Annotated in this window: 18 protein-coding genes; 15 read left to right on the top strand and 3 right to left on the bottom strand. The window is 71.5% G+C overall.

The window, feature by feature from the left end:
- The first annotated feature begins 4 nt into the window (after positions 1-4).
- The 9 genes from OHT01_RS12810 to OHT01_RS12770 all read left to right on the top strand — a co-directional run bounded on the left by OHT01_RS12810 (position 5) and on the right by OHT01_RS12770 (position 10,065).
- On the top strand, positions 5-235 hold the full coding sequence (locus OHT01_RS12810) for a hypothetical protein (RefSeq protein WP_401337522.1): 231 nt from the start codon (positions 5-7) through the stop codon (positions 233-235).
- 16 nt (positions 236-251) lie between these two features.
- On the top strand, positions 252-1,766 hold the full coding sequence (gene gatB, locus OHT01_RS12805) for an Asp-tRNA(Asn)/Glu-tRNA(Gln) amidotransferase subunit GatB (protein ID WP_328553264.1): 1,515 nt from the start codon (positions 252-254) through the stop codon (positions 1,764-1,766).
- A gap of 99 nt (positions 1,767-1,865) precedes the next feature.
- Positions 1,866-2,324, top strand: coding sequence for a hypothetical protein (locus OHT01_RS12800; RefSeq protein ID WP_328553263.1), 459 nt, complete (start codon positions 1,866-1,868; stop codon positions 2,322-2,324).
- Between the two features lie 182 nt (positions 2,325-2,506).
- Positions 2,507-4,807 carry an MMPL family transporter gene (locus OHT01_RS12795; RefSeq protein ID WP_328553262.1) on the top strand — a complete coding sequence of 767 codons (2,301 nt, stop codon included), beginning with the start codon at positions 2,507-2,509 and terminating at the stop codon, positions 4,805-4,807.
- Positions 4,785-5,360: a GNAT family N-acetyltransferase gene (locus OHT01_RS12790; protein ID WP_328553261.1), complete on the top strand. Its 576-nt coding sequence runs from the start codon at positions 4,785-4,787 to the stop codon at positions 5,358-5,360. The genes OHT01_RS12795 and OHT01_RS12790 overlap by 23 nt, the downstream gene beginning before the upstream one ends.
- A gap of 35 nt (positions 5,361-5,395) precedes the next feature.
- Entirely contained in the window at positions 5,396-6,004 is a 609-nt protein-coding gene (locus OHT01_RS12785) for a hypothetical protein (protein WP_328553260.1), read from the top strand.
- Positions 6,005-6,180: 176 nt separating this feature from the next.
- Positions 6,181-6,378 (top strand): hypothetical protein, encoded by a 198-nt coding sequence (locus tag OHT01_RS12780; RefSeq protein WP_328553259.1) that lies wholly within the window; start codon positions 6,181-6,183, stop codon positions 6,376-6,378.
- 167 nt (positions 6,379-6,545) lie between these two features.
- Positions 6,546-9,599, top strand: a complete 3,054-nt coding sequence (locus OHT01_RS12775; protein WP_328553258.1) for a helix-turn-helix transcriptional regulator — start codon at positions 6,546-6,548, stop codon at positions 9,597-9,599.
- A gap of 46 nt (positions 9,600-9,645) precedes the next feature.
- Positions 9,646-10,065 carry a DUF6191 domain-containing protein gene (locus OHT01_RS12770; protein ID WP_328558101.1) on the top strand — a complete coding sequence of 140 codons (420 nt, stop codon included), beginning with the start codon at positions 9,646-9,648 and terminating at the stop codon, positions 10,063-10,065.
- Positions 10,066-10,078: 13 nt separating this feature from the next.
- On the opposite strand, the gene OHT01_RS12765 is transcribed toward OHT01_RS12770, so the two are convergent.
- Both OHT01_RS12765 and OHT01_RS12760 read right to left on the bottom strand, forming a co-directional pair.
- The gene (locus tag OHT01_RS12765; protein ID WP_328553257.1) at positions 10,079-11,251 is read right to left on the bottom strand and encodes a PQQ-dependent sugar dehydrogenase; all 1,173 of its coding nucleotides are present in this window, start codon (positions 11,249-11,251) and stop codon (positions 10,079-10,081) included.
- A 102-nt stretch (positions 11,252-11,353) separates the two neighbouring features.
- Entirely contained in the window at positions 11,354-12,361 is a 1,008-nt protein-coding gene (locus OHT01_RS12760) for an aldo/keto reductase (RefSeq protein ID WP_328553256.1), read from the bottom strand.
- 76 nt (positions 12,362-12,437) lie between these two features.
- On the opposite strand from OHT01_RS12760, the gene OHT01_RS12755 reads away from it, so the two are divergent.
- The 6 genes from OHT01_RS12755 (at position 12,438) to serA (ending at position 22,585) form a co-directional block, all read left to right on the top strand.
- Positions 12,438-13,379, top strand: coding sequence for a 2-hydroxyacid dehydrogenase (locus tag OHT01_RS12755; protein WP_328553255.1), 942 nt, complete (start codon positions 12,438-12,440; stop codon positions 13,377-13,379).
- 426 nt (positions 13,380-13,805) lie between these two features.
- Complete coding sequence (locus tag OHT01_RS12750; RefSeq protein ID WP_328558100.1) at positions 13,806-16,919, top strand: putative bifunctional diguanylate cyclase/phosphodiesterase; 3,114 nt, start codon at positions 13,806-13,808, stop codon at positions 16,917-16,919.
- Positions 16,920-17,152: 233 nt separating this feature from the next.
- On the top strand, positions 17,153-19,003 hold the full coding sequence (locus OHT01_RS12745) for an acetolactate synthase large subunit (RefSeq protein ID WP_328553254.1): 1,851 nt from the start codon (positions 17,153-17,155) through the stop codon (positions 19,001-19,003).
- Positions 19,004-19,023: 20 nt separating this feature from the next.
- A complete protein-coding gene (gene ilvN, locus OHT01_RS12740; RefSeq protein WP_266763065.1) occupies positions 19,024-19,551 on the top strand; it encodes an acetolactate synthase small subunit in 528 nt (175 codons plus the stop codon).
- Positions 19,552-19,686: 135 nt separating this feature from the next.
- Positions 19,687-20,688 (top strand): ketol-acid reductoisomerase, encoded by a 1,002-nt coding sequence (gene ilvC, locus OHT01_RS12735; RefSeq protein ID WP_328553253.1) that lies wholly within the window; start codon positions 19,687-19,689, stop codon positions 20,686-20,688.
- Positions 20,689-20,995: 307 nt separating this feature from the next.
- On the top strand, positions 20,996-22,585 hold the full coding sequence (gene serA / locus OHT01_RS12730) for a phosphoglycerate dehydrogenase (RefSeq protein ID WP_328553252.1): 1,590 nt from the start codon (positions 20,996-20,998) through the stop codon (positions 22,583-22,585).
- Positions 22,586-22,700: 115 nt separating this feature from the next.
- Here serA and OHT01_RS12725 read toward each other — a convergent pair whose 3' ends face one another.
- The gene (locus OHT01_RS12725) at positions 22,701-25,676 is read right to left on the bottom strand and encodes a helix-turn-helix transcriptional regulator (protein WP_328553251.1); all 2,976 of its coding nucleotides are present in this window, start codon (positions 25,674-25,676) and stop codon (positions 22,701-22,703) included.
- Positions 25,677-25,709: the final 33 nt, after the last annotated feature.

Below are 25,709 nucleotides of genomic sequence, written 5' to 3'. Positions count from 1 at the left end.
GGCAATGTCCAAGGCCAAGGGTTTCAAGAAGTCCAAGTCCGGCACGTATCTGTCCATCGCCGGCACGGCGTTCGGTGCCTTCGGTGTCGCGAAGCAGGTCAAGAAGGCCCGCAACGAACACGACACGCTGCGCCTCATCGACGCGGCCGTGTCCGCCGCCGCCATCGTCACCGGCCTCGCCATCCTCTACCGGGAGCTCAAGCGCCTGGGCGACGACGACGTCCTGCTCGGCTGAGAGGGAAGTTTTCACCGTGACCACCACGACCGACCTGGTGTCGTACGAGGACGCACTCGCTACGTACGACCCCGTCATGGGCCTCGAAGTCCATGTCGAACTCGGCACCAAGACGAAGATGTTCTGCGGCTGTTCGACCGAGCTGGGCGCGGAGCCCAACTCGCAGACCTGCCCGACCTGCCTCGGCATGCCCGGCGCCCTTCCGGTCGTCAACGCGACCGGTGTCGAGTCCGCCATCAAGATCGGCCTCGCGCTGCACTGCGAGATCGCCGAGTGGTGCCGCTTCGCCCGGAAGAACTACTTCTATCCGGACATGCCGAAGAACTTCCAGACCTCCCAGTACGACGAGCCGATCGCCTTCAACGGCTATCTGGACGTCCAGCTGGAGGACGGCGAGATCTTCCGCGTGCAGATCGAGCGCGCCCACATGGAGGAGGACACCGGCAAGTCGCTGCACGTCGGCGGCGCCACCGGCCGTATCCACGGCGCGTCCCACTCGCTGCTCGACTACAACCGGGCAGGCATCCCGCTCATCGAGATCGTCACCAAGCCGATCGAGGGCGCGGGCGAGCGGGCCCCCGAGGTCGCCAAGGCGTACGTCGCCGAGCTGCGCGAGCTCATCAAGGCGCTCGGTGTCTCCGAGGCCCGTATGGAGCAGGGCCAGATGCGCTGCGACGTGAACCTGTCGCTGCGCCCGCACGGCCGCGAGAAGTTCGGCACGCGCTCCGAGACGAAGAACGTCAACTCCCTGCGTTCCGTCGAGCGTGCCGCCCGCTTCGAGATCCAGCGCCACGCCGCGGTGCTGAACTCCGGCGGCACGATCATCCAGGAGACCCGCCACTTCCACGAGGACACCGGGTCCACGACCTCGGGCCGCGTGAAGGAGGAGGCCGAGGACTACCGGTACTTCCCGGAGCCCGACCTCGTCCCCGTCGCCCCGTCCCGTGACTGGGTCGAGGAGCTGCGCGCCGGACTGCCCGAGCAGCCGCTGGCCCGCCGCAACCGGCTGCGCGAGGAGTGGGGCGTGAACGCCCACGACATGCAGTCGATGCTCAACGCCGGCGCGATCGACTCGATCGTCGCGACGATCGAGGCCGGTGCCGACTCCGCCTCCGCCCGCAAGTGGTGGATGGGCGAGCTGGCGCGCAGCGCCAACGAGTCGGGCAAGGCGCTTGAGGACCTGCCGATCACCCCGGCGCAGGTCGCCCGGGTGGCCGAGCTGGTCACCTCCGGTGATCTGAACGACAAGCTCGCCCGTCAGGTCATCGAAGGCGTCCTCGCCGGCGAGGGCACCCCGGACGAGGTCGTCGACAAGCGCGGCCTGAAGGTCGTCTCGGACGAGGGCGCGCTGACCGCCGCCGTCGACGAGGCCATCGCCGGGAACCCGGGCATCGCCGACAAGATCCGCGGCGGCAAGCTGCAGGCCGTCGGCGCGCTCGTCGGCGCGGTCATGAAGGCCACCCGCGGGCAGGCCGACGCGGCGCGCGTCAAGGAGCTCATCCTGGAGAAGCTGGGCGTCAGCGAAGGCTGAGATCCGGGTTTTCCCACATCCCAGGGGGTGCGTCGAGACCGGCGCACCCCCTGGGGTCTGTGTCGGCGTGCTCAGGTCAACGCGCTACGCTCCCGCGCCATGAGTGGAAGCACCGACTCCGAGACGCACGCCCGTACGACGCTCGACCGCGAGACGCGTGACCACGGGGATCAGCCCCGTGATGATCAGGGCCAAGAGACGCGTGACCCCGGGGACCGGGCCCGTGAGGGTCAGGACCGCGAGGATCTGGACCGCGACGCGCGCGACCCCGAGGACAAGGGCGACAAAGACCAGGACGACGACGGTCCGTACCCGGAGGCGCGTCGGGCCCGTTGGACGGCCGTCGGGACGGGGGCGCTGCTGACCGTCGCCGGGCTCGCCGCGTCGGCCATGCGATCCACCGGTTCCGAGGCCGCCCTCATACCCCTTTCCTATGCCTCGGGGGCCGCCCTCTGCGCAGGGGCGTCGGTACTGGGGGCCAGGGGCCGCACACGGCGGGCGCTGTGGCTGATGATCGTCGGCGTGATGGTCATGGCTGTGGGTGACCAGTTCGACTGAGGGGCGACGGGTGGGGTGACAGAGCCCACGGGAATGTCCTGTGACGTAGGCGCAGTCCTGTGAGTAAGCCCACGAACGCGACAAAGGATCATTTCAGGCTGTAAGAGTGATGACGCATTAGTCATGCGTTCTTTGCGGGCAGTTCCCGATAAAGATCCACAAATCCCCCAGGGAGCTCGTTCGTGGCAGCCCTCGCACGGTGGTGTGTCCAGCATCGTCTCGTCGCCGTTCTGCTCTGGCTCGCGGCCTTCGGCGGTGTGACTGCCGCCGCCGCCGTGACGGGCTCCGCCTACTCGAACGACTACGAGGCCCCCGGCACCGAATCGGGCCACGCCACACAGCTCCTGAACAAGGGATTCCCGGGCCTCGGCGGTGACAGCGACACGGTCGTCTGGCACACCGACTCCGGCACCGTGCGTTCCGCCGGCGTCGAACAGTCGATGACCCGAGCGCTGGACAAGATCGAGAAACTCCCCGGAGTGGCCTCCGTCGGCAGCCCGTACACGCACCAGGGACCGGGCCGGAGCGACTCGGCCGGCCGGATCAGCGCGGACGGCCGGACGGCGTACGCGACCGTCACCTTCGCCGACCGGGCCGAGAACCTGGACAAGGGCGAGGTCCAGGCCGTCGTGAGCACCGCCAAGGCCGCCGAGTCCAAGGGGCTCGACGTGGAGCTGGGCGGCACCGCGATCGCCCTCACCAAACCGTCCGGCGGGCACCTGGCCGAGATCGTCGGCGTGGCCGTCGCCGCCGTGGTCCTCTTCCTCGCCTTCGGCTCGCTCGCCGCCTCGATGCTGCCCATCGCCACCGCCCTGGTGGGCGTCGGCACGGCGTACTTCGGCATCGTGCTCCTCGGGCACGCCATGACCGTCGCCGACTTCGCCCCCATGCTCGGCATGCTCGTGGGCCTCGGCGTCGGGATCGACTACGCGCTGTTCATCGTGACCAGACACCGGCGAGGCCTCAAACGCGGCCTGACGGTGGCCGAGGCGGCCCAGAACGCCGTCGCCACCACCGGACGCGCGGTCGTCTTCGCCGGCGCCACCGTCTGCATCGCCCTGCTCGGCATGCTCATCCTGCGGCTCGGCTTCCTCAACGGCGTCGCGATCGCCGCCTCCCTGACCGTCGTCCTCACCGTCGCGGCCTCCGTGACCCTGCTGCCCGCGCTGCTCTCCTTCATCGGCCCGCGGGCGCTCAGCCGCCGCGAGCGACGGCGACTGGAGGAGCACGGGCCCGAGCCGGAGATGGCCACCGGGTTCGCCGCCCGCTGGTCCGCCTTCGTGGAACGCCACCCCAAGCTGCTCGGTGCCGTGGCCGTCGTCGTGATGGCCCTGCTCGCCCTGCCCACGTTCTCGCTCCACCTGGGCACCTCCGACCAGGGCAACGACCCGAGGACGGCGACCACCCGGCAGGCGTACGACCTCATCGGGCACGGCTTCGGCCCCGGCGTGAACGGCCCCCTGACCCTCGTCACCAAGGTCGGCGGCGCCGAGGACAGGCTCGCCCTGGACAACCTGGACGCCACGCTGCGCGCCACCGAGGGTGTCGCCTCGGCGACCCCGGTGACGTACAACGGCACCGGCGACACCGCCTTCCTCACCGTCGTCCCGGCCTCCGCGCCGCAGTCCCAGAAGACCAGCGACCTCGTCGACCGGCTGCGCGACGACGTCCTGCCGCGCGCCGAGTCGGGCACCACCCTCGATGTCCAGGTCGGCGGTGTGACGGCGAGCTACGACGACTTCGCGGACGTCATCGTCGGCAAGCTCCCGCTCTTCGTCGGCGTCGTGATCAGCCTCGGCTGTGTCCTGCTGCTGCTCGCGTTCCGTTCGATCGGCATCCCCCTCAAGGCCGCGGTGATGAACATCGCCGCCGTCGCCTCCTCCTTCGGCGTCGTCGTCGCGATCTTCCAGTGGGGCTGGGGGAGCGAACTGCTCGGCCTCGGCGCCGCCGGTCCCATCGAGCCGTTCCTGCCGGTGATCATGGTGTCGGTGCTCTTCGGGCTCTCCATGGACTACCAGGTCTTCCTGGTCAGCCGGATGTACGAGGAGTGGCTGGAGACCGGGGACAACCGGCGCGCCGTCCGGGTCGGCCTCGCCGAGACCAGCCGGGTGATCAACTCCGCCGCCGTCATCATGATCTCGGTCTTCCTCGCCTTCGTGCTCAGCGGCGACCGCGTCATCGCGATGTTCGGCATCGCCCTGGCCGCCGCCGTCGCCCTGGACGCCTTCATCCTGCGGACGCTCCTCGTGCCCGCCCTCATGCACCTGCTCGGCGACGCCAACTGGTGGCTGCCCCGCCGCCTCGACCGGTGGCTGCCGCGCATCAGCATCGAGCCTCCGGAGTGCCGTGCCGCGCATGAGAGGCTGGCCGAGGCGACGGACGCCGAGGCGGCGGACGTACTGGGCCGCGCGGCGGCGGACGCCGCGGTGACGGACGTACTGACGAAGGAGCGGTCGCGGGATGTACGCGATATCCCTGGGTGACGACGGCGCGGAACTGCGGCCCCTGGAGCCCTGGCATGCCGAGGAGTTCCTCGCCCACCTGGACCGGGGGCGCGAGTTCATCGGCCGGTTCATCCCCTTCGGGTCCGAGTCCACGGACGTACCGTCCGCGCGGGCGGAGCTCCAGAAGTGGGCCGACCTGCGCGCCGCCGGCACCCGCTCCCTGCACGGGCTGTGGCTGGACGGGAAGCTCGTGGGTGGGGTGCTCTTCCTGAACTTCGACGCCGACGGCGGCACCTGCGAGGTCGGCTGCTGGCTGGAACCCGCCGCCTCCGGGCGGGGTCTGGTCACCCGCGCGATGCGGATCCTCATCGACTGGGCGGTCGAGGAGCGGGGAATCCACCGGGTCGAGTGGGTCGCCGCGGCGGGCAACGTCCCGAGCCTGAACGTGGCCCGGCGGCTCGGCATGAGCCGGGACGGCGTCCTGCGGGAGAAGCGCGCCCATCGCGGTGTCCGGCACGACCTGGAGGTGTGGTCCCTCCTGGCGCCCGAGTGGCGTGCCGCACGAGAGAACGCCTCTCACAGGGATCATTAAGGAACTTCTCAGACAGCGTCCGTACGGTGCGCTTCATGGGAACCAAGACAGTTGACGAGACCGGGGCCGAGACCGGTACCGAGGCACAGCGCGACGAGCAGACCGTGGACGTCACCAAGTCCGACCAGGCCGCCGAGGCGGCCGCGGACGACGGGACCGCGGCCGAGGACGAGACCGCGGAGCAGGACGAGGCCGACGAGGCCGATGACGTCCTGGGGAACGGCGACGACTCCGCCGGTACGGCGCGGGACACCGGTGTCGGCCAGGGTGCCGCGGCCGTGGTCTCCGCCGGACTCGGCGTCGTGTCGCTGACCGGTAGCTGGGTCGCCACCGTGGCCGCCGCCCGCGAGACCCTGGTCGGCCAGCTCCGGACCTCGTCGACCGCCAGCGTCGCCACGCAGGTCAAGGAGGTCTACGGCGATGCCTGGGCGACCACCGCGCTCATCGGCGGCCTCTTCGCGCTGGCCGCGCTGATCGTCGGCGTCGTCGTGCTCGTCCGGCCCGCGTTCGGCGCCCCCGGCAAGCCGCAGGCCGCCTGGATCAAGTCCGTCGCCTGGGCGGGCGTCTCGCTCGGCGTCGTCGGGCTGGTGCTCGCGGTCGCCAAGTACTCCGACGTCCTCCTCGGACTGCCCTCCACCAGCTGACATCCCGACCACTCTGAGGGGCCTTAGGGCCGGCGCGAGCAATCGGCCGCCGCCCTAAGGCCCTTCGTGCGTCCAAGATGCGGAACTCTCCCGATGTGGCGCACCCCCCTGGGAGACGAGGGTTGAGGCATCGCGAACAAGCGAGACCGAAACCGACTCATCACCAGGGGTACGACATGTTCGAGTACGAACTCCAGCAGATCCGGTCCGCGGAACTGATCCGCGAGGCCCGGAGCTACCGGCTCGCCAAGGAGGCCCTGAGCGGCCGCCGGGCCGCCCGCCGCGCCGCGGCCCGCCGGACCGCACAGGGTGACGCGGAGGGGCGGTCCCCCGGCGACCGTCCCCGCCGGCACCGTTTCGCCCGCGCCGCGTGAGCGCCGGGGCACCCGTGGACGGCCGCACGCCGTCCGGCCGTCCGGGGGGTGCGCGGGACGGCGGCCGTACAGGGGTCGGCCGCCTCCCGCCGGGCGGCGGCGGGCCGGCCGGCGGGGCACTGATCGCCCTGCGGATAACCGGTGCCGCCGCGCCGGATGCCTGTGCCATGCTCGGGCCCGTGGAGACCAGGTCCGTCAGCCCGGTGTTCGTCGGACGCGCCGACGAACTGGGTGTGTTGAACGACGCGCTCTCCCGCGCCGCCGCGGGAGAGCCGCAGGCGTTGCTGCTCGGCGGCGAGGCGGGTGTCGGCAAGACCCGTCTCCTGGAGGAGTTCGGCGCCGCCGCCGCCCGCGAGGGCGCCGTCGTGGCCGGTGGCGGCTGCGTCGAGATCGGCGCCGACGGCCTCCCCTTCGCCCCGTTCTCCAGCGCCCTGCGGGCCCTGCGCCGCGCCCTGCCCGACGAGCTCGCCGCCGCGGCCGCCGGACAGGAGGACGAACTCGCCCGGCTGCTCCCCGAGCTCGCCCGGGCGACCCGCGGACGGCAGTACGAGGAGGACGGCACGGCCCGCCTCTTCGAGCTCACCGCCCGCCTCCTGGAACGCGTCGCCGCGGACCGCACGGTCGTTCTCGTCCTCGAAGACCTGCACTGGGCCGACGCCTCCACCCGCCATCTGCTCGCCTACCTCTTCCGCACGCTGCGCAACGGCCGCCTCGTCGTGATCGCCACCTACCGCGCCGACGACATCCACCGCCGCCACCCGCTGCGCCCCCTGCTCGCCGAACTCGACCGGCTCCGCACGGTCCGCCGCATCGAACTGGGCCGCTTCAGCCGCGCCGAGGCCGGCCGCCAGATCGCCGGAATCCTGGCCCGCGAACCCGACCCCGCCCAGATCGACGAGATCTTCGCCCGTTCCGACGGCAACGCGTTCTTCGTCGAGGAACTCACCGTCGCCGCCCACGAGGGCTGCCGTACGCGGCTCACGGACTCCCTGCGCGATCTGCTCCTCGTCCGGGTCGAAGGACTGCCGGAGAGCTCCCAGCGGATCGCCCGGATCGTCGCCGAGGGCGGCTGCGTCGTCGAGTACCCCCTGCTGGCCGCCGTGGCACGGCTCGCCGAGGACGACCTCATCGAGGCCCTGCGCGCCTGCGTCGGCGCCAACATCCTGATCGCCTCGCCCGGCGGCGACGGCTACCGCTTCCGCCACTCCCTCGTGCGCGAGGCCGTCAGCGACGACCTGCTGCCCGGCGAACGCTCCCGCTTCAACCGCCGCTACGCCGAAGCCCTGGAGGCCGACCCGGCACTCGTACCGGCCGACGAGCGCGTCACCCGCCTGGCCAGCTACTGGTACCAGGCCCATGACGCCGCCAAGGCCCTGCCCGCCGTCCTCGACGCCTCCGTGGAGGCCCGCCGAAGGCACGCCCATTCCGAGCAACTGCGGCTCCTGGAGCGGGCGATGGAGCTGTGGGAGGTGGCCCCCGACGCCGTACGGGCCGAACTGCGCCCCATCGACTACGTGGAGGCCTACCCTCCCTGCGGCTGCGACCCCGCGACCACACCCCTGCGCTACCTCGACCTGATGGCCGAGGCCGCGGTCGCCGGCCGGCTGTGCGGTGAGCGCGAGCGTGCCCTGAAGACGACCAAGCGGGCGCTGCACCTCCTGGAGGGCGAGGGCGACCCGCTGCGCTCCGCGTGGTTCTGGATCCAGCGCTCCCGGCTCGTCCAGGCGCAGGTCCGCGGCGACGGCTGGAAGGAACTCGCCACCGCCCAGGACCTGGTGCGCGGTCTCCCGCCGTCCGAGGTGCACGCCGAGGTGCTGTCCATGGTCGCCGCCTGGTGCATGCTCCACGAACCGGGCCACGGCGCCCTCTCGGCGGCCGAACGGGCCGTGGAGTACGCGCACATGGTGGGCGCCCGGGACACGGAACTGAACGCCCGGCTCACCCTCGGCGGCCTGATGGTCGACGCGGGGGACGTCGAGGCGGGGCTCGCGGAGATGTACCGGGTCAGGGAACGGGCGAACCGGCAGGGCGCCGCCTATGTCGTGGGCCGTCTGCACATCAACCTGCCCTCCCATCTGGAATCGGTCGGCCGCTCCCGCGAGGCCGTCACGATCCTCCGCGAAGGCATCGAACTCGCCTGTAGGAACGGGCTGTTGGACACTCAGGCCTGGATCTGGGGGAACCTCTCCGAATCGCTGTTCGCGCTCGGCCGGTGGGACGAAGCCGCCGAGGCCGCGCGCAACGCCCTGGGCATCGGACTCAGCGGCAAGGCCTCCGGCGTGGGCGCGGCCCGCCTCGCGCCCGTCGCCCTCGCCCGCGGCGACCTCATCGAGGCGGGACGCCAACTGGCCTCCGCCCAAAGCCACTTCGGCACCCATGACCCGATGCCCCAGCACTCCCTGCCGCTGCTGTGCACGGCCATCGGCCTCGCGGCGGGCGAGGGCCGGCTCCTCGACGCGCGTGCCGCCCTGGAGCAGGCCCTGGACGCGGGCTTCCCGCCCGGCACCCAGCGCTACGCCTGGCCGCTGCTGCTGACCGCCGCCACCGCGGAGGCCGACGCCCGCGGCCTGCCCGTCGCCGAGCCCGGCCGCGGCCCGACCCTGGAACGCATCGCCGAGGCCGCGAAGACCCTGGCCACCGGAGCGCCCGTCTGGCACACGTACGCCGACTGGGTCCGCGCCGAACTCCACCGGGCCGACGGCGCGAGCACCCCGGAGCAGTGGTTCGAGCTCGTCGAGGCACTCGAACCACTGGAGCGCCCCTACGACCTCGCCCGGGTCCGCCTCCGCCTCGCCGAGGCCCTGCTGCTCACGGGCGCGGAGGACGACGAACGGGCCCGCGCCACGGAACTCCTGCGGCTGGCCCGCGCAGCCGCCGAGCACCTCGGCGCCCGCCCGCTCGCCGACGCCGTCGCCCTGCTCGCCCAGCGCGCCCGCCTCACCCTCGAACACGCCCCCGAGCGGTCCGGGGCCGCGCCCGTCGACCCGGCGGTCGCACTCGGCCTCACCAGCCGCGAGCGCGACGTCCTGCGCCTCGTCGCCGCCGGCCGCAGCAACCGGCGGATCGCCGAGGAACTCTTTATCTCCCCGAAGACGGCCAGCGTCCACGTCTCGAACATTCTGGCCAAGCTGGGCGTCTCAGGACGGGGGGAGGCCGCGGCACTGGCCCACCGGCTGCGGCTCTTCCCGCCGGAGGCCCCGGCCGCCCGAGCGGCGGGCTGAGGTCTACGCTGCGAGGGATCGGGCCGAGGGAGGCGCCGTGTTCAACATGTTCGAGGAGCTCTTCGCACCGGGACGCAAGCACACCGACGAGGAGCGCAAGCGGCTGGAGCTGACCCGCGTCGACCTGAACGACGGTGACCCGGGCCGCGGCCCGATAGACCTGACCTCGGGCAAGGTGGTCGTACGAGTACCGCGACAGGCGCGCGAGCCGGAGAGCGGGCCCGAGGAGCACGCCGAGCAACACCCGGAGCAACACCCCGAGCACCGGCCGGAGTTCCGACCGGAACCGGGGCTCGATCCCGTATCTCAGCAGGAGCAGGAGCAGGAGCAGGAGCAGGAGCAGGAGCAGGAGCAGGAGCAGGAGCAGGAGCAGGAGCAGGAGCAGGAGCAGGAGCAGGGGCGGGAGCAGGAGCAGGAGCAGGGGCGGGGGCCCGCATCCGGCCCGGAGTCCGGGCTTACCCCGTAGTCCTCCCGCCCTCCTACTTCACCTCCAGTTCCAGGATCCGGTCGTCTCCCTTCACGGGGGTGCCGCGGCCGTCGGTCTCGCTCGTGGTCAGCCAGAGCTTGTCGCCGCCCGCGGAGACGACCGTGCGGAGACGGCCGTACCTGCCCTTCAGGAAGGCCTCGGGCGCCGCGGACGCCTTGGTGCCGTTCAACGGGATGCGCCACAGGCGCTCGCCCTTGAGGGCCGCCATCCATATGGAACCCTCCGCGTAGGCGATCCCGCTCGGGGAGGCCTCGTCGGTGTGCCACTGGACGACCGGGTTCTGGTATTCGGGGTTGTCGCCGATCCCCTCCACCACCGGCCAGCCGTCGTTGTCGCCCGGCTTGATCTGGTTCAGCTCGTCCCAGGTGTCCTGGCCGAACTCCGAGGCCCACAGCCGCTGCCTGTCGTCCCAGGCGAGGCCCTGGACATTGCGGTGCCCGTACGAGTACACGGCCGAGTCGGGGAACGGATTGCCCGGCGCGGGCTCGCCCTCCGGCGTCATCCGCAGGATCTTGCCCCCGAGCGACTTCCTGTCCTGGGCCAGGCCCCGGTCACCCGTCTCGCCCGTGCCCGCGTACAGCATCCGGTCCGGACCGAACGCGATCCTGCCGCCGTTGTGGATCACCCCCTTGGGGATGCCCTTGAAGATCGTGTCCGGTGCGCCGAGCTGCTCGTCGGACGGCTTCTTCTCGTCGTACAGCATGCGCACGATGCGGTTGTCCGAGGCCGTGGTCAGGTAGGCGTAGATCATGTGGTCCGAGGCGTAGTCGGGGGAGAGGGCGATGCCCAGGAGGCCGCCCTCGCCGGCCGGGGCCACCCCGGGGACCTCGCCCAGGACGGTCTTCGCGCCGGTCTTCTCGTCGATCCGGGTGATCGTCCCCTTGTCCCGCGAGGACACCAGCAGACCGCCCCCGGGCAGCGGCGCCAGGCCCCAGGGAGTGTCGAGGCCCTCGGTGACGGTACGCAGGACCCTCACCGAGCCCTTCGCGGGCGGTGTCTCCTCGGGGGTGGCGCTCCGGGAGGGCGACGGGTGCGGTGTCGTACTCCCGACGCCGGGCAGCGTGCTCGGACCGGCCGAGCTCCCGCCGCCGCCCGAGGAACAGCCTGCGGTCACCAGAAGCGCGGCCGCGGCCAACACGACTGTCGCTGAACGAACTTGCACCATCAGTTTCCCTTCGACGCGGCGGTCCTACCGTTCATACACCGCTCGCGCTCCACGGGTTCCCGATCGCGTGACGGCGATCCGCGGTCCGGATCGCGGCGCCGCTCAGTCCCAGGATCCCAGCGCCCCCGGCAGCCCCGCCACCTCGGCGAGATCCTCCGCCGTCAGCCGCAGCCCGGCCGCCCCCGCGTTCTCGGCGACCCAGCGCTCCCGCTTGGCCCCCGGAACCGGGACCACGTGCGGACCCTGCGCCAGGACCCACGCCAGCGCCACCTGCGCGGGAGTGACGGGAGGGCCGCCACCCCCGTGACGCCGGGCGATCCGCCGCAGACCCACGACGATCGGCTGGTTCGCGGCCATCATCTCGGCGGTGAAGCGGGGATGGCGGGCCCGCAGGTCGTCGGGCTCGAAGCCCTCGCCGGGGGTCAGTGTGCCGGTGAGGAAGCCGTTGCCGAGCGGCATCGCGGCGAGGAACCCGACACCGCGCGCCGCGCACCACGGAAGCAGCGCGTCCAGTGCCTCCGTCGACCACACCGACAGCTCGGCCTGCACGGTGCTCACCGGGAAGACCTGCTGGACCCGCTCCAACTGCCGGATCGTTCCGTCGTGCAGCCGCGCCCCCGGTCGGCGGGCGGACCGGGCACCCACCGCGCACAGCCCGAGCGAGCGCACCTTTCCGGCCGAGACGAGCTCGGCCATCGCGCCCCAGGTCTCCTCGACCGGTATCTCCGGGTCCGCGCGATGCAGTTGATAGAGGTCGATCACGTCCGTCTGGAGCCGCCGCAGCGAGGCGTCGCACGCCCGTCTCACATAGCCGGGGCGGCCGTTGGCCACGAGGTGCTGGTCGCCCACCAGCAGGCCCACCTTCGTCGACACGAAGGCCTCGGAACGCCGCTCCCTGAGCACCCGCCCGACGAGCAGCTCATTGGTGAAGGGGCCGTACATGTCGGCCGTGTCGAGCAGTGTGGAACCCCGGTCGAGCGCAGCGTGCACCGCGCGCAGCGACTGCTCGCCACGCTGTTGCGATCCGGTGTAGGCCCAGCTCATCGGCATGCATCCGAGCCCGACCGCCCCCACATCGAGCGCCGCCGCCCCGATCGTTCTGCGCTCCACCTGGCCGTGATCCTCCCTCGGTTGGCCCCCCAACCTAACCTCTGCGCGCATGGGCGCCTGGCATAACCTCGTGACCATGACTTCCGATGTCTGGCTTCCCTTCCACGCCGACGAGATCGACGGACTTCCCGAGGGCCTCGACTACCGCTTCTGGGACGGCGGCCAGGACTTTCCCGCTGATCCGGCCGACTGCGTGTTCTATGTCGTGCCCTACATGAAACCGTCCGAGGTCTCGCGGCGGCCGATGTCCGAAATGACGTCGGTCCGGGCCGTGCAGACACTCTCCGCCGGCGTCGACCACGTACTGCCGAGCATCAAGTCCCTCCATCCCGGCGTGGTGTTGTGCAACGCCCGCGGAGTGCACGAGGCGAGCACGGCGGAGCTCACCCTCACCCTGATCCTCGCCTCGCTGCGCGGCATCCCCGACTTCGTGCGGGGCCAGGACGAGGAGGAGTGGCGCTCGGGGTTCCGGCCCTCGCTGGCCGACAAGTCGGTCCTCATCGTGGGGTACGGGTCGATCGGTTCGGCGATCGAGGACAGGCTCGCTCCGTTCGAGCTCGCGCGGATCGTGCGCGTCGCACGCTCCGCCCGTGCAACGGCGCGCGGTCCCGTGCGCCCCCTCGCGGACCTGCCCTCACTGCTGCCCGAGTCCGACATCGTCGTGCTGTCCACACCGCTCACGGACGCCACCCGCGGCCTGGTGAACGCCGGTTTCCTGTCCCGGATGAAGGACGGCGCGCTCCTCGTGAACATGGCCCGCGGCCCGGTCGTGGACACGAAGGCACTGCTCACCGAGCTGGAGAGCGGGCGCCTCACCGCGGCCCTCGATGTCACCGACCCCGAACCGCTGCCCCCGGGGCACCCGTTGTGGCACGCGCCCGGTGTGCTCATCAGCCCCCATGTCGGCGGTCCCACCTCGGCGTTCCGGCCGCGCGCCAAGCGGTTGCTGGCGGATCAGCTGACCCTGTTCGTGAACCGGGAGCCGCTGCGCAACGTGGTCCTTACCACCGGGACCTGAGCAACTCCCCGGCCGCTCACCGTCGGCTTCGGGCACCCTCCGCAGTCTCCCGAACGCGGGCAGTGTCGGCATAGTCCCTGGTCGTTACGGAGCGTAGAGGAACTATGTCCCTGAGTGACGAGACTGGTGTATCGTCCCGACAGGGGCTGCGCCGCGCACCGTTCGGCGCCGGGGATGGACATTGAGACTGCGAGGGGGGCGACGGGCGATGCACGGCCTATGGACCGACGATCCGACGCGGCGGGGCCGCCGCCGACGACCCTGGCGCGCGGCCACGCACAGACGCGGCCCCGCCGGCCATCACCACCGCAGGCACGGCGGCCGCCGGAGGCACGCGCACCCGGCAACCCGGGACCAGCGGGACCCCGGGGCACGGACCGGGTGGGCCCGGTGAGCTCCCCAGGAGCGCTGCTGACCCGTCGGACGATGTTCGACGGCGGGACGGGCCTGTTCTCGCAACTCGTGCTGGCCCTGGTGTGCGCGGGATACGCCGTCGGTTCCGCGCTCGACTGGGGCTCCACGAGCCTCGCGCTGGTCATGGGCGACTTCGGGCTGAGCGTCGCCGCGGGCACCGCGGCGGTCTCCTGCTTCCTCTACGCCCGCAGCCGGCGCAGCCGCTTTCGACCCGCGTGGCTGCTGTTCGCGCTCTCCTCGGCGATGGCCTCGCTGGGGAACCTGGTCTGGGGGTGGTACGAGGTGGTCCTCGACCGCCCCGTTCCCAGCCCGAGCTACGCCGACCTCTTCTTCCTCTGCTTCGCGCCACCCGCCATCGTCGGACTGCTGGTGCTCGCCAAGCGGCCCGTCACCAGGGCGGGCTGGGTGTGTCTCGCGCTGGACGCCTGGCTGATCGGCGGATCGCTGCTCACCCTGTCCTGGAGCCTGGCGCTCGCCCAGGCCGCCAAGTTCGACGGGCCCAGCGTCGCGCACACCGCGCTGTCGCTCGCGTATCCGCTGCTGGACATCGCGCTGGTCAGCATGGTTCTCGCGCTCCACTTCCGGCGCTCGTCGGTGAACCGGTCGGCGGTGAACACCGCGATCGGGGCGCTCGCCCTGACCGTGATGTGCGACGCCCTGTTCACCTCGCCCCTCCTGCACAACACCTACCACTCGGGTCAACTCCTCGACGCCGGCTGGTTCGCCGGCTCGCTGCTCCTCGCGTACGCCCCCTGGGTCGTCACCCGGCACGGGCACCCGGACGCCGACGAGTACGGCCCGGACGGCTACGGGGCGGACGACCACGACGCGGAAGAGTTCGGCGCGGACGGTCGCGGCCCGGACCGGCACGACCCGGACGGGCACACGCGCGTGGCCGGCGAGCGCATCCCGGGCCAGCGCCGGGAAGGCGAGCACGGGCCGCCGGGAAGCCGGGCGCCGCACGGATCGCCGGGGGCCGCCCCGCAGGATCCCGGGCCGAACGATCACCGGGGGCGGCACGGCGAGCACGGACAGTCGTACGAGCGACAGCAGGGCGGGCACCGGCACGCGGACCCCCAGGGCCCGGGGCAGGGCCGCTACCCGGCGACGCGTCCGATCACCGGATCGCTGGCCGCGCTGACGCCCTACCTGGCCGCCGCCGTCTGCACGCTGGGAATCCTCTACAACATCCTGAACGGCCGCCGGGTGGACCGCGTGGTGCTCGTCACCGCCGGACTCGTCGTCCTCGCCCTCGTGGTCCGCCAGGGCATCATGCTGCTCGACAACATCACCCTCACCCAGGAACTGGCCCAGAAGGAGAACCACTTCCGCTCCCTGGTGCAGGGTTCGAGCGATGTCATCATGATCGCCGCGCCGAACGGCATCCTGAGGTACGTCAGCCCGGCCGCCGCCGGGGTCTACGGCCGAGACGCCGAGGAACTCGTCGGCTCCGAACTCGCCTCGCTCATCCACCCCGAGGACCTCGGCTGCGTGGTCCACGAAGTGCGGCGCTTCCTCGCGGCCAGCCACGCCGAGGAGCCCACCACCCGTATCGAGTGCCGCTTCCGGTCCGGCGACGGCGGCTGGCTCAACGTGGAGTCCACCGTCAACCGGCACCACGGCGGCCTCATCTTCAACAGCCGTGACGTCACCGAACGCGTCCGTCTCCAGGCGCAGTTGCAGCACAACGCCGAACACGACCCGCTCACCGACCTGCCCAACCGCGCGCTGTTCACCCGGCGCGTCCAGCAGGCCCTGTCCGGGCGCCGCTCCTCCGACCGGGGCACCGCCGTCCTCTTCATCGACCTCGACGGCTTCAAGGCCGTCAACGACACGATCGGGCACCAGGCCGGCGACGAGCTGCTCGTCCAGGCCGCCCGCAGACTCCAGGACTCCGTCCGGCACGGCGACACCGCCGCCCGGCTCGGCGGGGACGAGTTCGCGGCCCTCATCGTCGGCGACGGCGGCCGCGACCGCACCGCCCGTGAGCAGCAGATAATGGAACTCGCCGACCGTCTGCGGATCAGGCTCTCCCAGCCCTACTGTATCGACGGCAACGATGTCCGGGTCGCCGCGTCCATCGGCGTCGGCTTCGCCGAACCGGGCCTGGGCGCGGGCGAGTTGCTGCGCAACGCCGACCTGGCCATGTACCGCGCCAAGGCGGCCGGGAAGGGCCGCGTCGAGCTGTACGCGCCGCAGATGCAGCAGGACGTGGTCCGCAAGGCGGAGCTGGCGACCCGGCTGCGTTCCGCGCTCCAGGACGGCGAGTTCGCCCTGCTGCACCAGCCCGTGGTGTCGCTGGAGACCGGCCGGATCGCCTCGGTCACCGCGCAGGCGCGCTGGCGCTCCTCCCAGGGGGTGCTCTTCACGCCCGCCGAGTTCCTGCGCGTCGCCGAGGACGGCGAACGGACCGCCGAACTGGGCCGCTGGATGCTCGACGAGGCCGTCGAGCAGGCCGCCCAGCGCACCGCCGCGGGCGTCGCGGTACCGGTCGCGGTCCGGATGACCGCCCGGCGCCTGCTGGACCGCTCGATGCCGCTGGGCTCCGTGGAGTCCCTGCTCACCCGGCACGGGCTCGCCTCCGGCGGCCTGGTCATCGAGCTGTCCGACACCGATCCGCGGGTCTCCCTGGACGAGCTGGAGCGCCGGCTGAACGCGCTCAGGCGGCTGGGGGTGCGGATCGCCCTGGACGGCTTCGGCAGCGGCTACGCGGCGATCACGGCACTCAGGCGGCTCCCCGTCGACGTACTGCGCCTCGACAGGAGCCTGGTCGAAGGAGTCGTCGAGTCCGCCCGGCTGCACAAGATCACCAGCGGGCTGCTGCGGATCGCGGGCGATCTGGGACTGCAGTCCGTGGCCGACGGGGTGGATCTTCCGGAGCAGGTCGTCGCCCTGCGCGCGATGGGCTGCACCCATGGGCAGGGGATGGCGTTCTCCGGCCCCCTGGACGAGTACCGGCTGCGCAGAGCGCTCTCTTCCGGCCACTATCCGGTGCCCAACGGACCCGCCGAGCCGGTGTTCGCGGGTGGCGGCGGCGCGGGGGTGTATACGAGTGGTGTGCCCGTAGTTCTCGGGGGCGGAACAGCCCTCCGTTCACATAATGAGACTCCCGTCCCACCTACTTGACAGTCGGTGCGTGCCGGGGGGAGGGTCAATGCCATGCGCACCCGAATTCTCGTACTTGGAAAGCGCGTCGGCTGAAGCTGGGTGGTCACCGGAGGACTCCGGAACACCCAGCGACCGCACCCGGCGCGCTCCCCTCGCTTGCCTCACGGCACGAGGGGTTTTTTGTTGCACAGGCACCAGTCGTACATCGCACAAAAGTCGCAAAAACCCTCAGCATCGAGAAGAGAATGCCGATGACCGAGCAGGCCACCGGGGCCCACCATCCGCAGCCGCGGCCCCGTTCCGGAGGACAGCAGTCCGCCCTTGAGCACGTCACGGGCGCGAAGTCCCTCATCCGCTCGCTCGAGGAGGTCGGGGCCGAGATCGTATTCGGCATTCCCGGCGGGACGATCCTTCCGGCGTACGACCCGATGATGGACTCGAGCAGGCTGCGCCACGTGCTCGTCCGTCATGAGCAGGGTGCGGGTCACGCGGCCACCGGCTACGCGCAGGCCACCGGCAAGGTCGGTGTCTGCATGGCCACGTCGGGCCCGGGTGCGACAAACCTCGTGACGCCGATCGCGGACGCCATGATGGACTCCGTGCCGCTGGTCGCCATCACCGGCCAGGTCGTCACCAAGGCGATCGGCACGGACGCCTTCCAGGAGGCGGACATCGTCGGTATCACGATGCCGATCACCAAGCACAGCTTCCTGGTCACCAAGCCCGAGGACATCCCGAAGGCGATCGCCGAGGCGTTCCACATCGCCTCGACCGGCCGCCCGGGTCCGGTCCTCGTCGACATCCCGAAGGACGTGCTGCAGGCCCAGACGACGTTCTCGTGGCCGCCGCAGAGCGACCTGCCGGGATACCGCCCGGTGACCAAGCCGCACGCCAAGCAGATCCGCGAGGCCGCCAAGCTGCTCGGCCAGGCCAAGCGACCCGTGCTGTACGTCGGCGGCGGCGTCCTCAAGGCGAACGCCACCGCCGAGCTGAAGATCCTCGCCGAACTCACCGGCGCGCCCGTCACCACCACCCTGATGGCGCTCGGCGCGTTCCCCGACAGCCACCCGCTGCACGTGGGAATGCCGGGCATGCACGGATCGGTCACCGCCGTCACCGCGCTGCAGAAGGCCGACCTGATCGTCGCCCTCGGAGCCCGCTTCGACGACCGGGTCACCGGCAAGCTGGACAGCTTCGCCCCCTTCGCGAAGATCGTCCACGCCGACATCGACCCGGCCGAGATCGGCAAGAACCGCGCCGCCGACGTGCCGATCGTCGGCGACGCCCGCGAGGTCATCGCCGACCTCGTCCAGGCGGTCCAGAAGGAGCACGCCGAGGGCATCACCGGCGACTACACCGCCTGGTGGAACGACCTCAACCGCTGGCGCGAGACCTACCCGCTCGGCTACGAGCAGCCCGACAACGGCTCGCTCTCGCCCCAGCAGGTCATCGAACGCATCGGACAGCTCGCCCCCGAGGGCACGATCTTCGCGGCGGGCGTCGGACAGCACCAGATGTGGGCCGCGCACTACATCCAGTACGAGCAGCCCTCGACCTGGCTGAACTCCGGCGGCGCCGGAACGATGGGCTACGCGGTCCCGGCCGCGATGGGCGCGAAGGCCGGACAGCCGGACCGCACGGTCTGGGCGGTCGACGGCGACGGCTGCTTCCAGATGACCAACCAGGAACTCACCACCTGCGCCCTGAACAACATCCCGATCAAGGTCGCCATCATCAACAACGGCGCCCTCGGGATGGTCCGCCAGTGGCAGACCCTCTTCTACAACCAGCGCTACTCCAACACCGTGCTGCACAGCGGCCCGGACGCGGACGGCAAGCAGCCGAGCGCCGGCACCCGCGTCCCCGACTTCGTGAAGCTGTCGGAGGCGATGGGCTGCCACGCCATCCGCTGCGAGTCCCCGGACGACCTCGACAAGGTGATCGAGGAGGCGAACTCGATCAACGACCGCCCGGTCGTGGTCGACTTCATCGTCCACGAGGACGCGATGGTGTGGCCGATGGTCGCCGCCGGCACCTCCAACGACGAGGTCATGTTCGCCCGGGACGTCCGCCCCGACTTCGGCGACAACGAAGACGACTGAGAGAGAGCCGAGTCAGACCCATGAGCAAGCACACCCTCTCCGTCCTCGTCGAGAACAAGCCCGGTGTCCTCGCCCGGATCACCGCCCTGTTCTCCCGGCGCGGCTTCAACATCGACTCGCTCGCGGTCGGTGTCACCGAGCACCCCGAGATCTCCCGCATCACCATCGTGGTGAACGTGATCGAGGCACTTCCGCTCGAACAGGTCACCAAGCAGCTCAACAAGCTCGTCAACGTCCTGAAGATCGTGGAGCTGGAGCCCGGTTCCGCCGTTCAGCGGGAACTCGTTCTGGTGAAGGTGCGCGCCGACAACGAGACGCGCTCCCAGATCGTCGAGATCGTTCAGCTGTTCCGTGCCAAGACCGTCGACGTCTCCCCGGAGGCCGTCACGATCGAGGCCACGGGCGGCGCCGACAAGCTGGAGGCCATGCTCAAGATGCTGGAGCCGTTCGGCATCAAGGAGCTGGTCCAGTCCGGCACGATCGCGATCGGACGCGGGGCGCGTTCGATCACCGACCGGTCACTGCGCGCACTGGACCGGTCGGCCTAAGTCAGGAAAACACCGGCATACGGGTGGGCCGCTCACCCGGTCCGCCCGTATACCGAGACCCGAGAACTTCACTTCCCCCGCCCGCCGTACGGTGGGACGCAACACCGGAAATACCGGATAACAAGGAGAACCCCAGTGGCCGAGCTGTTCTACGACGACGACGCCGACCTGTCCATCATCCAGGGCCGCAAGGTCGCGGTCATCGGCTACGGCAGCCAGGGCCACGCCCACGCGCTGTCGCTGCGTGACTCGGGTGTGGACGTCCGCGTCGGTCTGCACGAGGGGTCCAAGTCCAAGGCGAAGGCCGAGGAGCAGGGCCTGCGCGTGGTGACGCCGTCGGAGGCCGCGGCCGAGGCCGACGTCATCATGATCCTGGTGCCGGACCCGATCCAGGCCCAGGTCTACGAGGAGTCCATCAAGGACAACCTCAACGACGGCGACGCGCTGTTCTTCGGCCACGGCCTGAACATCCGCTTCGACTTCATCAAGCCGCCGGCCGGGATCGACGTCTGCATGGTCGCCCCCAAGGGTCCGGGTCACCTGGTGCGCCGTCAGTACGAGGAGGGCCGCGGGGTTCCGTGCATCGCGGCCGTCGAGCAGGACGCGACCGGCAACGCCTTCGCGCTCACCCTGTCGTACGCGAAGGCGATCGGCGGCACGCGTGCCGGTGTCATCAAGACGACGTTCACCGAGGAGACCGAGACCGACCTGTTCGGTGAGCAGGCCGTTCTCTGTGGTGGTACGGCCGCGCTGGTGAAGGCCGGTTTCGAGACGCTGACCGAGGCCGGCTACCAGCCGGAGATCGCGTACTTCGAGTGCCTGCACGAGCTGAAGCTGATCGTCGACCTGATGTACGAGGGCGGCCTGGAGAAGATGCGCTGGTCCGTCTCGGAGACCGCCGAGTGGGGCGACTACATCACCGGCCCGCGGATCATCACGGACGCCACCAAGGCCGAGATGAAGCAGATCCTCGCCGAGATCCAGGACGGCACCTTCGCCCGTAACTGGATGGACGAGTACCACTCGGGTCTGAAGAAGTACAACGAGTACAAGACCCAGGACGAGAACCACCTCCTGGAGACCACCGGCAAGGAGCTCCGCAAGCTCATGTCGTGGGTGAACGACGAGGAGGCGTAAGCCGCACGACGGGGGGCCGGGCAGCAAGCTCCGGCCCCTCGTCGAACCCCGGGTAACACCGATGGCCACGGTCTTGGACATCCCGTCCAGCCACGGACGGGTGATCCTTCCGCGGAGGCGCAGGACGACCTCTTCGGCGCCACTACACTGCTCCACATCAACAACGCGTCAGGCCCACAGCGTCGTGCGTCTTCCACGCGGCTCAAGCGGCCCCCAAGAAGTGCAGGCACACCCCGGGGCCGCTACAAACCCTCCACCGCCTGCGGCCGTCGGGACGGCCGTCCGCATTGGACTTGTGAGGACTCACGTGAGCTCGAAACCTGTCGTACTCATCGCTGAAGAGCTGTCGCCCGCGACTGTGGACGCCCTGGGCCCGGACTTCGAGATCCGGCACTGCAACGGCGCGGACCGCGCCGAACTGCTGCCCGCCATCGCAGACGTCGACGCCATTCTGATCCGCTCGGCCACCAAGGTCGACGCCGAGGCCGTCGCCGCCGCCAAGAAGCTGAAGGTCGTCGCACGAGCCGGCGTCGGTCTGGACAACGTCGACGTCTCCTCCGCCACCAAGGCCGGCGTGATGGTCGTCAACGCCCCGACCTCGAACATCGTGACCGCGGCCGAGCTGGCCTGCGGTCTCCTTCTCGCCACCGCGCGCCACATCCCGCAGGCCAACACGGCCCTGAAGAACGGGGAGTGGAAGCGCAGCAAGTACACCGGTGTCGAACTCGCCGAGAAGACCCTCGGTGTCGTCGGCCTCGGCCGCATCGGCGCGCTCGTCGCGCAGCGCATGTCCGCGTTCGGGATGAAGGTCGTCGCCTACGACCCCTACATCCAGCCCGCGCGGGCCGCGCAGATGGGCGTCAAGATCCTCACCCTCGACGAGCTGCTCGAGGTCTCGGACTTCATCACCGTGCACCTGCCGAAGACCCCCGAGACCCTCGGTCTCATCGGCGACGAGGCGCTGCACAAGGTCAAGCCGACGGTCCGTATCGTCAACGCCGCGCGCGGCGGGATCGTCGACGAGGAGGCGCTGTACTCGGCGCTCAAGGAGGGCCGCGTCGCCGGCGCCGGCCTCGACGTGTACGCGAAGGAGCCCTGCACGGACTCCCCGCTGTTCGAGCTCGACGAGGTCGTCTGCACCCCGCACCTCGGCGCCTCCACGGACGAGGCCCAGGAGAAGGCCGGTATCTCGGTCGCCCGCTCGGTGCGTCTCGCCCTCGCCGGTGAGCTCGTCCCGGACGCGGTCAACGTCCAGGGCGGCGTGATCGCCGAGGACGTCAAGCCCGGTCTGCCGCTCGCCGAGAAGCTCGGCCGCATCTTCACCGCCCTCGCGGGCGAGGTCGCGGTCCGCCTCGACGTCGAGGTGTACGGCGAGATCACCCAGCACGACGTCAAGGTGCTCGAACTCTCCGCGCTCAAGGGTGTGTTCGAGGACGTCGTCGACGAGACCGTCTCGTACGTCAACGCCCCGCTGTTCGCGCAGGAGCGCGGTGTCGAGGTCCGGCTGACGACCAGCTCGGAGTCGCCCGACCACCGCAACGTGGTCACCGTGCGCGGCACGCTCAGCGACGGCCAGGAGATCTCGGTCTCCGGCACGCTGGCCGGCCCGAAGCACCTGCAGAAGATCGTCGCCGTCGGCGAGTACGACGTGGACCTCGCGCTCGCCGACCACATGGTCGTGCTGAGCTACGAGGACCGTCCCGGTGTCGTCGGCACCGTCGGCCGCATCCTCGGCGAGTCCGGCATCAACATCGCCGGCATGCAGGTCGCCCGCGCGGCCGTCGGCGGCGAGGCCCTCGCGGTCCTCACCGTCGACGACACGGTGCCGCAGAGCGTCCTCACCGAGCTCTCCGACGAGATCGGCGCGACGTCGGCGCGATCGGTCAACCTCGTCTGAGGTCCGATCACCACGGCCTTTCACACGGCGGCAGAGGGCCGGGACACCCACGGGTGTCCCGGCCCTCACGCGTCGCGGGACACCTCGGCCGCACGGCAGCCGGCCGCGGGACACCTCACGCGGACGGTGTCGTCTCCGGCTCGATCAGGCCCTCGCGGTAGGCGATGGCCACGGCCTCGGTGCGGCTCGCGGCGCCCAGCTTGGCGAGGATGTTCGAGACATGGACGCTCGCCGTCTTGCCGCTGATGAACAGCTCCTCGCCGATCTGGCGGTTCGTACGCCCCCGGCCGAGCAGCCGCAGCACATCGCTCTCCCGGGCGGTCAGCGCGGCGATGCGCTCCCCGGCGGCCGGTGACTCGGAAAGGCCCCCGCGCCGGACGAGCGCGTCCAGCGCCTCGCGCAGCGGCAACGCGCCGAGGCGCAGGGCCGTGTCCTGTGCGGCGCGGGCCTGCTCGGCGGCCTCCTCGCGCCGGCCGGCCGCGAGGAGGGCCTCCGCGAGCCGCCGTCTGCCGCGGGCCAGTTCGTAGGGGTCGCCGTAGCCGAACGCGGTCACGGCCCGCTCCCAGGCCGCCACGTCCGGACCGCTGCGGGCGCGCAGCCACTCCGCCTCCGCGCGGGCGAGCCAGGCCAGTCCTTCGGGTCCCTGCTCGGCGCCCTTCGTGCCCTGGGCCGCCGTGCTCCTCGCGAGCTCCACCAGTTCGGTCGCGGTGTCCGCCCAGCGGTCGGCGCCCGCCCGGTCGCCGGACCGGCGGGACTCCTCGGCGGCGTCCGCGACCCCCGACAGCGCGAGCGCGGCGAGCCGCACCATGACGGGCGGCCGGTCGCCACCGGAGACGTCGGTGAGGGACTCGGCCGCGTCGCGCAGCCGCCGTACGGACTCCTCGGCGTCGCCGCTCTGCGCCGCGGCGTCGGTCAGCACGATGCTCGCGACGAGTGTCGCCATCCAGTCGAAGGGCCGGTCGAGCAGTGCGCGGGCGCCGCTGACGGCCGCCTCGTGCCCGCCGCGGGCGAGGGCGACGTACAGAGCCGGACCCGTCGCGAACCCGCCCGCCACCGGCAGCAGTTCGGCGTCCTCGGCGGCGGCTCGCGCGCACTCGTCCCAACGGCCCAGCGTGTAGAGCACCAGGGACTGGAGGTAGCGCAGCTCCAGGGCGTACGGCGAGGAGAGGAGACCGGCGCGGCGGGCGCGGTCCACGCCGTCGCCGAGCCACGTCAGGCACTCGTCCAGGTCGCCGGACTCGTAGCACCCGATGGCCAGGTTGAACAGCGCCCGCATCTCCACCGGGAAGTTGCCGGCGCCGCGGGCCAGTTCACGGGCCCGGCGCAGCCGTTCGCGGCCCTTGGGGGTGCGCCGGTTGTCGGCCTCCATACCGACCAGGGAGATCGTCAAGTCGGCCTGGGCGTCCGCCAGTCGGAGTCGCTCGGCGGTGTCGAGCGCCTGCCGGGCGACCCGCTCGGCGTCCTCGTCCCGTCCCACGTAGCGGGCGGCCATGGCATGGGTCGCCGCCGCCCACACCCAGGTGGGCGAGGGCGGTTCGGCGGGGATCATCGCGAGGGCCTCGCTGCTGTAGGTGAACGCGGCCTTCAGGCTGTCGATCCGCATCAGGTTGCCCGCGAGGGTGTACCGCACCCGGGCTGCGAGCTCGGAGTCGGCGTCCGTGCCGGCCCGGGCGAGCGCGTCGCGGGTGAGATGGACCGCGCGATGGGTCTCGCCGGCGCGGGCGGCCGCCGCCGAGGCACGCAGGGTGAGGGCGACCGTGCCGCAGCCCTCGGGGCGGGCGGCGGCGTCCACCGCGGGCCACAGTTCGAGCGTGGCCTCCAGATGGCGCAGTTCCTCGGCGGGCGCGCCGACGCGCTGGGCGTGGTCGGCGGCTTCGAGGGAGGCGGTGAGCGCGGCGGCCAGGTCGTGGCTCTCGCGTGAGTGATGGGCGCGTTCCGCCGCGTTCTGTGCCGAACGGGCGTGTCCCGTGAGGAGTTCGGCGAACCGCCGGTGCAGCCGGACGCGCTCGCCGGGCAGCAGGTCCGCGTACACGGCCTCGCGGGTGAGCGCGTGCCGGAAGGAGTAGGTCGCGTCGTCCCCGGGGAGCAGCAGTTGATGGCCCACGGCCTCGCGCAGCGCCGACTCCAGTTCTTCCTCCGGCAGTTGTACGGCCTCACGCAGCAGTTCGTGCTCGACGCGGCGCCCCGCGACGGCCGCCGTGCGCAGCACCTGCTGGGCGGTCTCGGAGAGTTGCTCGATGCGGATGAGCAGGACGTCGGCCAGCCCGCTGGGCATGGCGTGCGTGGCCGGGTCGTCGTCACCGGGCAGCGCGGCGAGCAACTCCTCGGCGTAGAAGGCGTTTCCCTCGGCGCGGTCGACGATGCGGCGGACCGTGGTGTCGGAGACCGGGCCGGTGCCGAGCGCGCGCACGAGCCGGGCCACGTCGGCGTCGGCCATCGGCCGCAGCTCCAGCCGGTCCACGGCGGGGAGCCGGATCAGCTCGGCGAGCAGCGGGCGCAGGGGGTGGCGGCGGTGCAGGTCGTCGGCGCGGTACGAGGCGAAGACCGCGAGGCGCCGGGCGGGGCCGCCGGGCGCGGGCCGCTGGAGCACGCCCCGGCTGAGCAGGAAGCGCAGCAGGTCGCGGGAGGACTGGTCCGCCCAGTGGAGGTCTTCGAGGACCAGCAGGAGCGGGGCGATGTCGGCCAGGTCGGCGAGGAGACCCGCGATGCCCTCGAAGAGCTGGAGCCGGCCGTCGGGGTCCGGTGCGGTGCCGGTCCCCGGACCGGAGCCGGTCAGCCGGTGCACCGCCGGGTGGGACGCCAGGGCCTGGGCGAAGCGGTCGTCGGCCGCCGCCGCGCCGAGGATCTCCGTGAACGGGAGGTACGGCAGGCCCACGTCGCCGAGGTCCACGCAGTGGCCGGTCAGCACGGTCATCCCGGCGGCGGCCGCGTGCTCCGCGGCTTCCGTGAGCGTACGGGTCTTGCCGACGCCGGCGTCCCCGGCCAGCAGGACGGCGCGGGGGTCGCCTTCCCTGGCGCGCTCCAGCACGCCGGTGAGCCGGGCGAGTTCGTCCCCTCGGCCGATGAACGGCGTACCGAATGTCTGTGCCACAAGCCCATCCTGGCACGCCCCGCCGGCAACTCC

The organism is Streptomyces sp. NBC_00358, from assembly GCF_036099295.1.
GTDB lineage: Bacteria > Actinomycetota > Actinomycetes > Streptomycetales > Streptomycetaceae > Streptomyces.
Note: the sequence above shows the minus strand (reverse complement) of the source record. Positions and strands in the feature narration are given on the sequence as shown.